This window comes from Pseudomonas sp. PAMC 29040, from assembly GCF_003994535.1.
GTDB lineage: Bacteria > Pseudomonadota > Gammaproteobacteria > Pseudomonadales > Pseudomonadaceae > Aquipseudomonas > Aquipseudomonas paraversuta.
This window is the reverse complement of sequence record NZ_RZAA01000003.1, coordinates 333,664-345,805: the sequence shown is the minus strand read 5'-3', so window position 1 is coordinate 345,805 and position 12,142 is coordinate 333,664. Positions and strand designations below refer to the sequence as shown.

11 protein-coding genes are annotated in these 12,142 nt (G+C 58.1%); 10 read left to right on the top strand and 1 reads right to left on the bottom strand.

Translation table 11 applies throughout. The features are described from left to right. Window positions 1-4: 4 nt before the first annotated feature. Window positions 5-367, bottom strand: coding sequence for an ATP-dependent Clp protease adapter ClpS (gene clpS / locus WG29040_RS06940; protein WP_003447027.1), 363 nt, complete (start codon window positions 365-367; stop codon window positions 5-7). 225 nt (window positions 368-592) lie between these two features. Here clpS and WG29040_RS06935 point away from each other — a divergent pair, with 225 nt between their 5' ends. The 10 genes from WG29040_RS06935 (at window position 593) to aceA (ending at window position 11,698) form a co-directional block, all read left to right on the top strand. After that, window positions 593-871 carry a cold shock domain-containing protein gene (locus WG29040_RS06935; RefSeq protein WP_003447025.1) on the top strand — a complete coding sequence of 93 codons (279 nt, stop codon included), beginning with the start codon at window positions 593-595 and terminating at the stop codon, window positions 869-871. 495 nt (window positions 872-1,366) lie between these two features. Continuing rightward, a complete protein-coding gene (locus tag WG29040_RS06930) occupies window positions 1,367-3,589 on the top strand; it encodes an NADP-dependent isocitrate dehydrogenase (protein ID WP_003447023.1) in 2,223 nt (740 codons plus the stop codon). Window positions 3,590-3,784: 195 nt separating this feature from the next. Next, window positions 3,785-4,231: an NUDIX hydrolase gene (locus WG29040_RS06925; RefSeq protein WP_003447021.1), complete on the top strand. Its 447-nt coding sequence runs from the start codon at window positions 3,785-3,787 to the stop codon at window positions 4,229-4,231. Between the two features lie 59 nt (window positions 4,232-4,290). Then, window positions 4,291-5,424, top strand: coding sequence for a tRNA 2-thiouridine(34) synthase MnmA (gene mnmA / locus WG29040_RS06920; protein WP_003447019.1), 1,134 nt, complete (start codon window positions 4,291-4,293; stop codon window positions 5,422-5,424). Further along, a complete protein-coding gene (gene hflD, locus WG29040_RS06915) occupies window positions 5,421-6,044 on the top strand; it encodes a high frequency lysogenization protein HflD (RefSeq protein ID WP_127195897.1) in 624 nt (207 codons plus the stop codon). Before mnmA ends, hflD begins: the two co-directional genes overlap by 4 nt. Window positions 6,045-6,172: 128 nt before the next feature. Then, on the top strand, window positions 6,173-7,543 hold the full coding sequence (gene purB / locus WG29040_RS06910) for an adenylosuccinate lyase (RefSeq protein ID WP_003447016.1): 1,371 nt from the start codon (window positions 6,173-6,175) through the stop codon (window positions 7,541-7,543). 83 nt (window positions 7,544-7,626) lie between these two features. Beyond that, window positions 7,627-8,793: a cupin domain-containing protein gene (locus WG29040_RS06905; RefSeq protein ID WP_003447014.1), complete on the top strand. Its 1,167-nt coding sequence runs from the start codon at window positions 7,627-7,629 to the stop codon at window positions 8,791-8,793. Then, complete coding sequence (locus WG29040_RS06900; RefSeq protein ID WP_003447004.1) at window positions 8,786-9,208, top strand: GNAT family N-acetyltransferase; 423 nt, start codon at window positions 8,786-8,788, stop codon at window positions 9,206-9,208. Before WG29040_RS06905 ends, WG29040_RS06900 begins: the two co-directional genes overlap by 8 nt. Window positions 9,209-9,403: 195 nt before the next feature. After that, window positions 9,404-10,132 (top strand): secretin N-terminal domain-containing protein, encoded by a 729-nt coding sequence (locus tag WG29040_RS06895; RefSeq protein WP_003446993.1) that lies wholly within the window; start codon window positions 9,404-9,406, stop codon window positions 10,130-10,132. A 240-nt stretch (window positions 10,133-10,372) separates the two neighbouring features. Next, window positions 10,373-11,698, top strand: coding sequence for an isocitrate lyase (gene aceA, locus WG29040_RS06890; protein WP_003446991.1), 1,326 nt, complete (start codon window positions 10,373-10,375; stop codon window positions 11,696-11,698). The last annotated feature ends 444 nt before the right edge of the window (window positions 11,699-12,142 follow it).

Genomic DNA, 12,142 nt, shown 5'->3' with positions numbered 1-12,142 from the left:
GGCGTTAACCGTCCTTCTCGATTTCACAGAGTAGCGGATGCTGACTTTCGCGTGCGTACTGGTTTACCTGCGCCGCCTTGGTCTCGGCAATGTCGCGGGTATAGATGCCGCACACAGCCCGTCCTTCTGTATGGACGGCCAGCATGACCTTGGTCGCCAATTCGCGATTCAAGTTAAAGAACACCTCAAGTATTTCTACAACGAAATCCATGGGTGTGTAGTCATCGTTAAACAAAACCACCTTGTACATCGGCGGCGCCTGGAGCGCAGGCTTAGCCTCTTGCACAGCCAAGCCAGCGGAGTCTTCGCCATCAAAATCGGGCTGATCCTGATTGAATGTTAGTCGAGTCTGGCTGATTGCATGCATGGAAAGAAAGGTTCGTCGTTGATCGATTACAGTGATGGAGGCAAACGTGTCAAATTTCAACAGCGCCGCCGCGTGACCTTGACTATCGGTAAAACGGTGTTACAACCAATGCAACCCACAGTGGGGAATAAAGGTCCGCGCAGTCAACCATATTTAGTGGTTCATGTGCGAGAGAACTGGATGATACTCCAGTGATGGAGTCGTTTGCAGCAGAGGGATATGAGTATGCAAGGCAAGGTCAAGTGGTTCAACAATGCCAAAGGCTTCGGCTTTATCAACACAGAGGCCAAGGAAGGCAAAGATGACGACGGTAACGAAATCGACTTTTTTGCCCACTTTTCCGCCATTCAGATGGACGGCTACAAGACACTCAAGGCCGGCCAACCCGTAAGCTTCGAAATTACCCAAGGCCCTAAAGGCCTGCATGCCGTGGCGATTACCGACGCCAAAGCCATTGCGCTTTCGCCAGTGACCGAACCAGAGGCCAGCAGCCTTCCGGCCTGACCCGCCAGCACACAACCTGCCACATAAAAAACCGGCCTGTTCGCCTACCCGAACCGGCCGGTTTTTTTATGGCCGGGCACAATCAGGTTAAATCAGCGCGCAAAACCGATGTTCCACATTAATACCCTCGGTGTGACATTGTCCGGACAAGCCCGGAAACAAAGGACCAGGCACCAGCTACCGGCACATCGTACAATCCATTCTTAGACCAATGGATGATCTCCGATATTGCGCAGCCCTCGCAGGAACATTAGTGACCTATGTATACTGCGCCGGTGACCACGGAGTCACTCAGATACACCTACTGGAATGAGTCTTTCAGGCCTAGAAAGGCTGAGTCGTTACCCCGGCTCGACCGCTTGACGCTCTACTGATGCATTCACATCACCGCGAAGAACCTCGACTTTCGGCTCATTGTTCACTGTGAACGAAAGCGCCTACCCTGCGCATCTCGAGTATCTGAGCACGCTCAGCAAAGAAGAGAGTTAATCCGAAATGCCCAACCGTTCGAAGATCATCTATACCTTCACCGACGAAGCTCCGGCGCTCGCCACCTATTCACTGCTGCCTATCATCGAAGCCTTTACCGCTAGCGCTGATATCGCCGTTGAGACGCGCGACATCTCTCTGGCAGGCCGTATCCTTGCCAGCTTCCCCGAGCAATTGGGTGCCAAGGCTGTAGCAGACCACCTCGCCGAACTGGGCGCCCTGGCCGTTACACCTGAAGCCAACATCATCAAGCTGCCTAACATCAGCGCCTCGGTCCCGCAATTGCAGGCCGCGATCAAAGAACTGCAAGCGCAGGGCTTTGACATTCCGGATTACCCGGAGACCGTGACTACTGACGCTGAAAAAGAAATCAAAGCGCGTTACAGCAAAGTCATGGGCAGCGCCGTAAACCCGGTACTGCGCGAAGGCAACTCCGACCGCCGCGCACCGCTGTCGGTCAAGAACTATGCCCGCAAGCACCCGCATAAAATGGGCGCATGGAGTACCGACTCCAAATCCCACGTCGCTCACATGAGCGAAGGCGACTTCTATGGCAGCGAAAAGTCTGCCCTGATCGAAGCCCCGGGCAGCGTTAAAATCGAATTGATCGCTCAAGACGGCACCACCACCGTCCTGAAAGAGAAAACCGCGGTTCAGGCCGGCGAGATCATCGATTGCTCCGTAATGAGCAAAAAGGCATTGCGCGAGTTCATCGCGGCCGAAATCGAAGACGCCAAGAAAAAGGGCGTACTGTTCTCGGTTCACTTGAAAGCCACCATGATGAAGGTCTCCGACCCGATCATGTTTGGTCAGATCGTGGCTGAGTTCTACAAAGATGCGCTGGATAAACACGCTGACACCCTGAAAGAAATCGGCTTCAACCTGAACAACGGCATCGGCGACCTGTACGCTCGCATCAAGGCCCTGCCGGCCGAGAAGCAAGCTGAAATCGAAGCTGATATCCAGGCGGTGTACGCTGATCGCCCTGCGCTGGCGATGGTGAACTCCGACAAAGGCATCACCAACCTGCACGTACCGAGCGACGTCATCGTTGACGCCTCGATGCCGGCCATGATTCGTGATTCCGGCAAAATGTGGAACACCGAAGGCCAGTTGCAAGACACCAAAGCCGTGATCCCGGATCGCTGCTACGCCACCATCTACCAGGCGACCATCGAAGACTGCCAGAAGCACGGCGCCTTCGATCCAACCACCATGGGCAGCGTGCCAAACGTTGGCCTGATGGCGCAAAAAGCCGAAGAGTACGGCTCCCACGACAAAACCTTCCAGATCAAGACCCCTGGTGTAGTTCGGGTAACCGACAGCAACGGCAACGTGCTGATGGAACAAAAGGTTGAAGAAGGCGATATCTGGCGCATGTGCCAGGCCAAAGACGCGCCGATCCGTGACTGGGTGAAACTGGCCGTGAACCGTGCTCGTGCCAGCAACACTCCGGCCGTGTTCTGGCTCGATCCAAAGCGTAGCCACGACGCCGAAATGATCAAAAAGGTTGAAACCTACCTGAAGGATCACGACACCAGCGGCCTGGACATTCGCATCATGGCGCCGGTAGATGCCATGAAGTTCACCCTGGAACGCACCCGTGCGGGTCTGGACACCATTTCGGTGACCGGCAACGTACTGCGCGACTACCTGACCGACCTGTTCCCGATCATGGAACTGGGCACCAGCGCCAAAATGCTCTCGATCGTACCCCTGATGAATGGCGGCGGTCTGTTTGAAACCGGCGCAGGCGGTTCGGCTCCCAAGCACGTACAACAATTGCTGGAAGAAAACTTCCTGCGTTGGGACTCGCTGGGTGAGTTCCTGGCACTGGCTGCCTCCCTGGAGCACCTGGGCACAACCTACAACAACCCGAAAGCGTTGGTGTTGGCCAAGACCCTGGATCAGGCCACCGGCCAGTTCCTCGACAACAACAAGTCGCCATCGCGCAAAGTCGGCAATATCGACAACCGCGGTAGCCACTTCTACCTGGCGTTGTACTGGGCTCAAGCCCTGGCCGCCCAGACTGAAGACAAAGAACTGCAAGCGCAGTTCGCCCCTGTGGCAAAAGCCCTGGCCGAGAACGAGGCAAAAATTGTTGCCGAACTCAACGCCGTACAGGGCAAGCCGGTCGACATCGGTGGCTACTACCACGCCGACGCCGACAAGGTGAGCAAAGTAATGCGCCCTAGCGCCACGCTGAACGCGATCATCGCTTCCGCGTAAGGGCAACAGGCAACAACACAAACCCCGGCCCACGACGCCGGGGTTTGTGTTTTTGGGCCAATACAAACCCCATGGCAGCTGGCTTGGCGGGGACGCTCACCACACAGCATCTGACCTGCCGCACCAGCTGATCGCTGGCTTGCAAGCTCCCACAGGATATATCCTGCCCCTCCCCGCACCCCATAGGGCCTACACATGGAATGGAAACCCCACATCACCGTCGCCACTGTCGTTGAAGACAATGGCCGTTTTCTGATGGTCGAAGAGCTCAAAGGCGAACGCGCCGTGCTCAACCAACCCGCAGGCCATCTTGATCCGAACGAAAGCCTGATCGACGCTGCAATCCGCGAAACCCTCGAAGAAACCGGCTACGACGTCGAACTTACCGGCGTGATCGGCATTTATTTGTACACCGCCCCCAGCAATGGCGTGACCTACCAGCGCGTGTGCTTTGCCGGCAAAGCGGTTAAACACCACCCCGACTACCAGCTGGATACCGGCATCATCGGCCCGCTATGGATGACCCGCGACGAGCTGATAGAGCAACGCCATCGCTGGCGCAGCGAGCTGAGTCTGCAGTGCATCGACGATTATCTGGACGGTAAACTGTTCGACCTGACGTTAATCCGCCCTTCGGTTTAGCCTTGAGCGCTCGGGCCTGCTAGAATCGCGTCCTTTTTCAAGACACTCATTGAAACCTTATGCGTGATCCAGCCTTAGTCGCCCCCGAAAAACAGCGCGTCATCGTCGGCATGTCCGGCGGTGTCGATTCTTCCGTTTCCGCCGTTCTGCTCATGGAGCAGGGCTACCAGGTGGAAGGCCTGTTCATGAAGAACTGGGAGGAAGACGACGGAACGGATTACTGCACCGCCATGGATGACCTAGCAGACGCCCAGGCCGTGTGCGATAAAATCGGCATCAAGCTGCACACCGCCAACTTTGCCGCCGAGTACTGGGACAACGTGTTCGAGCACTTCCTGGCCGAATACAAGGCCGGACGCACGCCGAACCCGGACATCCTGTGCAACCGTGAAATCAAGTTCAAGGCGTTCCTCGACTACGCCGTGATGCTGGGTGCCGATCTGATCGCTACCGGCCACTATGTGCGCCGTCGCGATATTGACGGCCGCACCGAGCTGCTCAAGGGCCTGGACCCGAACAAGGACCAGAGCTATTTCCTGCATGCCGTCGGCGGCGAACAAATCGCCAAGACCCTGTTCCCGGTCGGCGAACTGGAAAAGCCCGAAGTGCGCAAGATTGCTGAAAAGCACGATCTGGCCACCGCGAAGAAAAAGGACTCCACCGGGATCTGCTTTATCGGCGAGCGCCGCTTCAGCGACTTCCTCAAGCAATACCTGCCGGCACAACCGGGCGAGATCAAAAATACCGAAGGTGAAGTCATAGGCCGCCACCACGGCCTGATGTACCACACCATCGGCCAGCGCCAGGGCCTGGGCATCGGCGGCCTCAAAGACGCCAGTGACGAGCCGTGGTACGTGCTGATCAAAGACCTTGAGCATAACGAGCTGATCGTCGGCCAGGGCAACGATCACCCGTGGCTGTTTTCCCGCGCCCTGCTCGCCTCCGAAATTTACTGGGTCAACCCGATCGACCTGAGCAGCCCGTTGCGCCTGACCGCCAAGGTCCGCTATCGCCAGAGCGACCAGCCTTGCACGCTGGAAAAGACCGCTACCGGCTATCGCGCCACCTTCGATGATCCGCAACGCGCCGTCACCCCCGGCCAGTCCGTGGTGTTTTACGACGGCGAAGTGTGCCTGGGCGGTGGCGTAATTGAAGTTGCCGAACCCTGGACCAGCAAGGACAGCCGCGCATGAACCCCACTCAGGAGCAACTGATAGCCTTGGGCGGTGTGTTCCTCGCTGCAGTACTGGTGGACAAAATCGCCAAAACCGGCCAGATCAGCGAAGCTGACTTGAGCTGCATGCTTGGCAGCCTGTTGATTCGCGACCCCAAGGACACGCTCGAAGTCTACGGTGGTGACGACATCAATCTGCGTGAAGGCTACCGGGCCCTGATCGGCGCCCTTGAGCGCGACCCCAATACACTGCAGCGCGAGCCCTTGCGCTATGCCCTGTCGATGCTCGGCCTGGAGCGACAACTGGCCAAGCGTGAAGACATGCTGGAACTGATCGGCAAACGTCTGCCGCAGATCCAGTCACAGGTCGAACACTTCGGCCCGGCCCACGAAAACGTGGTGGCCGCCTGTGGCGCGCTGTACCAGGACACCCTGAGCACGCTGCGCCAGCGCATTCAGGTGCACGGTGACATGCGCAATCTGCAACAACCGAACAACGCCGCAAAAATTCGCGCCCTGCTGCTGGCCGGTATCCGTTCAGCGCGGCTTTGGCGTCAATTGGGTGGCCATCGCTGGCAGCTGGTAATCAGCCGTCGCAAGCTGCTCAAAGAGCTTTACCCGATGCTGCGCGGAAACTGAAACACGCCAGCAGGCACACTTTGTAACGTCGATATGCGTATGACGCCGGTCAGTTGGCAACGGACCGGCCGTTTTTTTCATGTATGATACGCGCCCCATTTCGTTGCCCGACTGTCCGAGAACACCCCATGCAGCTTTCTTCGCTCACTGCGGTTTCCCCTGTTGACGGCCGCTACGCCGGCAAAACCCAGGCCCTGCGCCCAATTTTCAGCGAATACGGCTTGATCCGTGCTCGCGTTCTGGTTGAAGTCCGCTGGCTCCAGCGCCTGGCTGCTCACGCCGCCATCCCTGAAGTCCCGGCGTTCTCCGCCGAAGCCAACGCCGTTCTGAATGAACTGGCCGAAAACTTCTCTCTGGAACACGCCGAGCGCGTCAAAGAGATCGAGCGCACCACCAACCACGACGTCAAAGCCATTGAGTACCTGCTCAAGGAACAGGCTGCCAAGCTGCCAGAGCTGGCCAACGTCAGTGAATTCATCCACTTTGCCTGCACCAGCGAGGACATCAACAACCTGTCCCACGCACTGATGCTGCGCGAAGGTCGTGATGACGTGATGCTGCCGCTGATGCGCCAGACCGCAGAAGCCATCCGCGAACTGGCAATCAAGTTCGCCGACGTGCCGATGCTGTCGCGCACCCACGGCCAACCGGCTTCGCCGACCACTCTGGGCAAAGAGCTGGCCAACGTGGTTTACCGTCTGGAGCGTCAAATCGCCCAGGTGGCCGCAGTCCCGCTGCTGGGCAAAATCAACGGCGCCGTGGGCAACTACAACGCCCACCTGTCGGCCTACCCGCAGATCGACTGGGAAGCCAATGCCCGCGCCTTCATCGAAGACGAACTGGGCCTGGGCTTCAACCCGTACACCACGCAGATCGAGCCGCACGACTACATCGCCGAGCTGTTCGACGCCATCGCTCGCTTCAACACCATCCTGATCGACTTCGATCGCGATATCTGGGGCTACATCTCCCTAGGCTACTTCAAGCAGCGCACCATCGCCGGCGAAATCGGTTCCTCGACCATGCCGCACAAGGTCAACCCGATCGACTTCGAAAACTCCGAAGGCAACCTGGGTATCGCCAACGCGCTGTTCCAGCACCTGGCCAGCAAATTGCCAATTTCCCGCTGGCAGCGCGACCTGACCGACTCCACCGTACTGCGCAACCTCGGCGTGGGCTTTGCTCACAGCGTGATCGCGTACGAAGCCAGCCTCAAAGGCATCAGCAAGCTTGAGCTTAACGCTCAGAAAATCGCTGCCGACCTGGACGCCTGCTGGGAAGTCCTGGCCGAGCCGATCCAGACCGTAATGCGCCGCTACAACATTGAAAACCCGTACGAGAAGCTCAAAGAGCTGACCCGCGGCAAGGGCATCAGCCCAGAAGCACTGCAAACCTTCATCGACGGCCTTGAAATGCCGCAAGCAGCCAAAGCCGAGCTGAAACTGCTGACGCCAGCCAACTACATTGGCAACGCGATCGAACAGGCCAAGCGCATCTGACCGCTGCAACGACCTACTAACGCCCGGCCGTGCCGGGCGTTTTTATTCCCGATTACAAAGCGCAATTTTTCAATAGGTTACACATGAATCCTGATATTCCTCTTCAACTTCTGGGCGGCATCACTGCGCGGGAATTCCTGCGCGACTACTGGCAGAAGAAACCCTTGCTGATCCGTCAGGCCATACCTGACTTCGAAAGCCCGATCGACGCCGACGAACTGGCCGGCCTGGCACTTGAAGAAGAAGTCGAATCACGCCTGGTCATCGAACACGGCGAGCGCCCATGGGAATTGCGCCGCGGCCCGTTCGCCGAGGACGAGTTCGGCAAACTGCCAGAACGTGAGTGGACCTTGCTGGTGCAGGCGGTCGATCAGTTCGTGCCTGAAGTCGGCGAACTGCTGGAAAACTTCCGCTTCCTGCCAAGCTGGCGTATCGACGACGTGATGATCAGCTATGCCGCCCCGGGTGGCAGCGTTGGTCCGCATTTCGACAACTACGACGTGTTCTTGCTGCAAGGCCACGGCAAGCGCCACTGGCAGATCGGCCAGATGTGTGATTCCGAAAGCAAACTGCTGGAACACGCCGACCTGCGCATCCTGGCCGATTTCCAGGCCACCGACGAGTGGACCCTGGAGCCGGGCGACATGCTGTACCTGCCTCCGCGCCTGGCCCATTGCGGCGTGGCCGTGGATGACTGCCTGACCTATTCGGTAGGTTTCCGCGCCCCAAGCGCAGCTGAAGTGCTGACCCACTTCACCGACTTCCTCAGCCAGTACCTGCCGGACGAAGAACGCTATACCGATGCCGACGCGCAGCCGGTCAGCGATCCGCACCAGATCCAGCACGACGCACTGGATCGCCTGAAGGGCTTGCTGGCCGAGCACATGAGCGATGAGCGCATGCTGTTGACCTGGTTCGGCCAGTTCATGACCGAACCGCGCTATCCGGAACTCGTTACCGGGCCGGAGCTCGAAGAAGAAGACCTGCTGGGCAGCCTGGAACAGGGCGCGGTCCTGATCCGCAACCCGAGCGCCCGCCTGGCCTGGTCCGAAGTCGATGAAGACCTGCTGCTGTTTGCCAGCGGTCAAAGCCGCCTGCTGCCGGGCAAGCTGCGCGAACTGCTGAAAATGATCTGTGCCGCCGATGCACTGCACAGTGACAACCTCGGCCCATGGCTGGCCGATGAAGACGGACGCAACCTGCTCTGCGAGCTGGTTAAACAAGGAAGCCTGGGGTTCGCCGATGAATAAGATTCACGTACGTGTCGCCAACTGGCAAAAGGACAACGCCGAACTTCGACGCATTCGTGAAGCGGTGTTTATTGCCGAACAACATGTACCGCCCGAGCTGGAGTGGGACGCAGACGATGCCGACGCAGTGCATTTTCTGGCCTATGAAGGCGACTTTCCGATTGGTACCGCCAGACTCTTGCCTGACGGCCATATCGGCCGGGTTTCAGTGCTCAAGGACTGGCGCGGTCTGAAAGTCGGTGATGCGCTGATGCAGGCAACCATCAACGAAGCTGAAAAGCGCGGCCTGAAGCAACAAATGCTCAGTGCCCAGGTGCACGCCACGCCGTTCTACGAGCGACTGGGCTTCAAGATCGTCAGCGAGGAGTTCCTGGAAGCAGGTATTCCCCACGTTGATATGGTGCGCGCGGGCTGATGCCCACCCTGTGGGAGCGGGCTTGCCCGCGATAGCAGCGCCTCGTTCCGAGCCATGGAACGGGCCACCCCAATCGCCGGCAAGCCGGCTCCCGCAAAAGATCCAGCCAAACGCCCTGCCATCTTCGGATCGCAGGGCGTTTTGCTATCTGGCACACTCGCTCCATGCCTTTTCAGCATTGCGGAGATAACGGACATGTCCCTACGCGCCATCATCGCCAGCCTGGCACTGTTGTGCAGCATCAGCGCCCTGGCCGATACCCAGGTCATCACCCTGCAGAACCGCACCAGCACCGACCTGCTGCCCATCGCACAGAACTTTATCGGTAAAAACGGCAAAGTCAGCGCCTACGGCAATCAATTGATCGTCGAGGCCTCTGCCTCAAAAATCAAAAACCTCGAAGACCTGCTTGCGCAACTCGACAAGCCAGCCAGGCGCCTGCTGATCACCGTGGATACCAGCGACAACAACCTGCCTGACGCCAGCAGCTCAACACGGGTAATCAGCACGGCCAGTCGCAATGGCGGCACCCAGCAGATCCAGGCCACCGAAGGGGTGCCTGCGTTTATCCAGAGCGGCCAGAGCGTGCCACTCACCAGCACGCAGACAGACGCGTATGGACGACTGCTGACGCAAACCGAATACCGGGATGTCACCCGGGGTTTCTACGTGACCGCCACTGTCACAGGTGAAACGGTACACCTGGCGATCAACGCCAACCGCGACCGCATGAGCCAGGAACAGCCGGATGTAGTGAACATTCAAAATACCGACACACAAGTCAGCGGCCCGCTGGGTCAGTGGATCACCCTCGCCGGCAGCAATAGCCGGAATATGGCCGGCCAGCAGGCTGGAACCCGCACCTACTCTACCCAGGGAACGGATGACATGACCTTGCGGGTCAAAGTAGACGCTCTCGACTAAAAGGCCCGAAACTGACCGGCAAGTCGTTTTTTCGGCAATTATGTAGTGCCTTGAAAAAAGCACTACAAAACATTTGACGACGTAAAAATGCAGAGGCATGATGGCCCCGCTCCCGCTAATCAGAGGCCCCCAAATGGCTCTGAGTCTGTAGCGAGTAGCCATTCACGCTTAACAACATTGTTGTGTGCCTGGTGGAGCAACTACTTTTCAACCCAGACCTATGCGACGAGGTTTATCTCCATGGCACTGACACGCGAACAGCAAATTGCAGCCCTTGAAAAAGACTGGGCCGAAAATCCACGCTGGAAAGGCGTGACTCGCGATTACTCCGCTGCTGACGTGGTCCGCCTGCGCGGCTCGGTTCAACCCGAGCACACCTTCGCAAAAATGGGCGCTGACAAGCTGTGGAAACTGGTGACACAGGGCGCACACCCGTCCTTCCGTCCCGAGAAAGATTTCGTCAACTGCATGGGCGCCCTGACCGGGGGCCAGGCAGTACAACAGGTCAAGGCCGGCATCCAGGCTATCTACCTGTCGGGCTGGCAAGTGGCAGCAGACAACAACTCTGCTGAATCCATGTACCCCGATCAGTCGCTGTACCCGGTGGACTCGGTCCCAACCGTGGTCAAGCGCATCAACAACTCATTCCGTCGCGCCGACCAGATCCAGTGGAAAGCCGGCAAAAACCCGGGCGACCAGGGTTACATCGACTACTTCGCACCGATCGTGGCTGACGCCGAAGCCGGTTTCGGCGGCGTGCTGAACGCTTACGAACTGATGAAGAGCATGATCGAAGCAGGCGCCGCCGGCGTTCACTTCGAAGACCAGCTGGCTTCGGTTAAAAAATGCGGACACATGGGCGGCAAGGTTCTGGTGCCTACCCAGGAAGCCGTGCAAAAACTGACCGCAGCCCGTCTGGCTGCAGACGTTGCCGGCACACCGACCATCATCCTGGCCCGCACCGACGCCAACGCAGCAGATCTGCTGACCTCTGACTGCGACCCGTACGACCAGCCATTCGTCACTGGCGAGCGGACCAAGGAAGGCTTCTACAAAGTACGTGCCGGCCTGGACCAGGCTATCGCCCGCGGTCTGGCCTACGCACCGTATGCCGACCTGATCTGGTGCGAGACTGCCAAACCGGATCTGGACGAAGCCCGTCGCTTTGCCGAAGCGATCAAAAAGGAATACCCGGACCAGCTGCTGTCGTACAACTGCTCGCCGTCCTTCAACTGGAAGAAGAACCTGGACGACGCGACCATCGCCAAGTTCCAGCGCGAACTGTCAGCCATGGGCTACAAGCACCAGTTCATCACCCTGGCCGGCATCCACAACATGTGGCACAGCATGTTCAACCTGGCACACGACTATGCCCGCAACGACATGACCGCCTACGTGAAGCTGCAGGAGCAGGAGTTCGCTGACGCCGCCAAAGGCTACACCTTTGTGGCGCACCAGCAGGAAGTGGGCACTGGCTACTTCGACGACATGACCACCGTGATTCAAGGCGGCTCGTCCTCAGTAACCGCCCTCACCGGGTCTACTGAAGAAGAACAGTTCCACTGATTGCCAGCCGAAAAACGAAACAGGGACATTGCCTGACCTGCCGAGAAAAACACGCAATGCCTTGAACATGACGCCCCGACTGGTTCGGGGCTTTTTTTTGCTGACCATTAATCCGCAGAAGCTGGCTGGCCGGCCACAGCCTCAATGCCTCCTTGCGGCACGACAGCGTCACTGGCAAGCCAGCACCTGCACCGAGCCCATGCAGCGACACCTTTTGAATCGACGAAAAACTGATCCAGGTCCATACCCGGAAACAAGAATCGGGTAAAAAGCCAAGTCCGGAACTTGCATCCGGTACATATATAAGCCAACTTCCACACACCCCCGCAGCGGAGTCCTGACAGACAAGCGCTTAAACGATATTAATTATCATTTAGAGTTGCTTTTGTTGATTGGTTGCCCCACCAAACATAATCACCAAAACACGCTGCAATGCCCGTACAA

What these genes read in the sequence shown, in the direction of transcription:
- WG29040_RS06900 (WP_003447004.1), top strand. Translation starts at nt 8,786, where the DNA reads ATGAATAAGATTCACGTACGTGTCGCCAACTGGCAAAAGGACAACGCC.
- purB (WP_003447016.1), top strand. Translation starts at nt 6,173, where the DNA reads ATGCAGCTTTCTTCGCTCACTGCGGTTTCCCCTGTTGACGGCCGCTAC.
- aceA (WP_003446991.1), top strand. Translation starts at nt 10,373, where the DNA reads ATGGCACTGACACGCGAACAGCAAATTGCAGCCCTTGAAAAAGACTGG.
- WG29040_RS06930 (WP_003447023.1), top strand. Translation starts at nt 1,367, where the DNA reads ATGCCCAACCGTTCGAAGATCATCTATACCTTCACCGACGAAGCTCCG.
- mnmA (WP_003447019.1), top strand. Translation starts at nt 4,291, where the DNA reads ATGCGTGATCCAGCCTTAGTCGCCCCCGAAAAACAGCGCGTCATCGTC.
- WG29040_RS06925 (WP_003447021.1), top strand. Translation starts at nt 3,785, where the DNA reads ATGGAATGGAAACCCCACATCACCGTCGCCACTGTCGTTGAAGACAAT.
- WG29040_RS06905 (WP_003447014.1), top strand. Translation starts at nt 7,627, where the DNA reads ATGAATCCTGATATTCCTCTTCAACTTCTGGGCGGCATCACTGCGCGG.
- WG29040_RS06895 (WP_003446993.1), top strand. Translation starts at nt 9,404, where the DNA reads ATGTCCCTACGCGCCATCATCGCCAGCCTGGCACTGTTGTGCAGCATC.
- WG29040_RS06935 (WP_003447025.1), top strand. Translation starts at nt 593, where the DNA reads ATGCAAGGCAAGGTCAAGTGGTTCAACAATGCCAAAGGCTTCGGCTTT.
- hflD (WP_127195897.1), top strand. Translation starts at nt 5,421, where the DNA reads ATGAACCCCACTCAGGAGCAACTGATAGCCTTGGGCGGTGTGTTCCTC.
- clpS (WP_003447027.1), bottom strand. Translation starts at nt 367, where the DNA reads ATGCATGCAATCAGCCAGACTCGACTAACATTCAATCAGGATCAGCCC.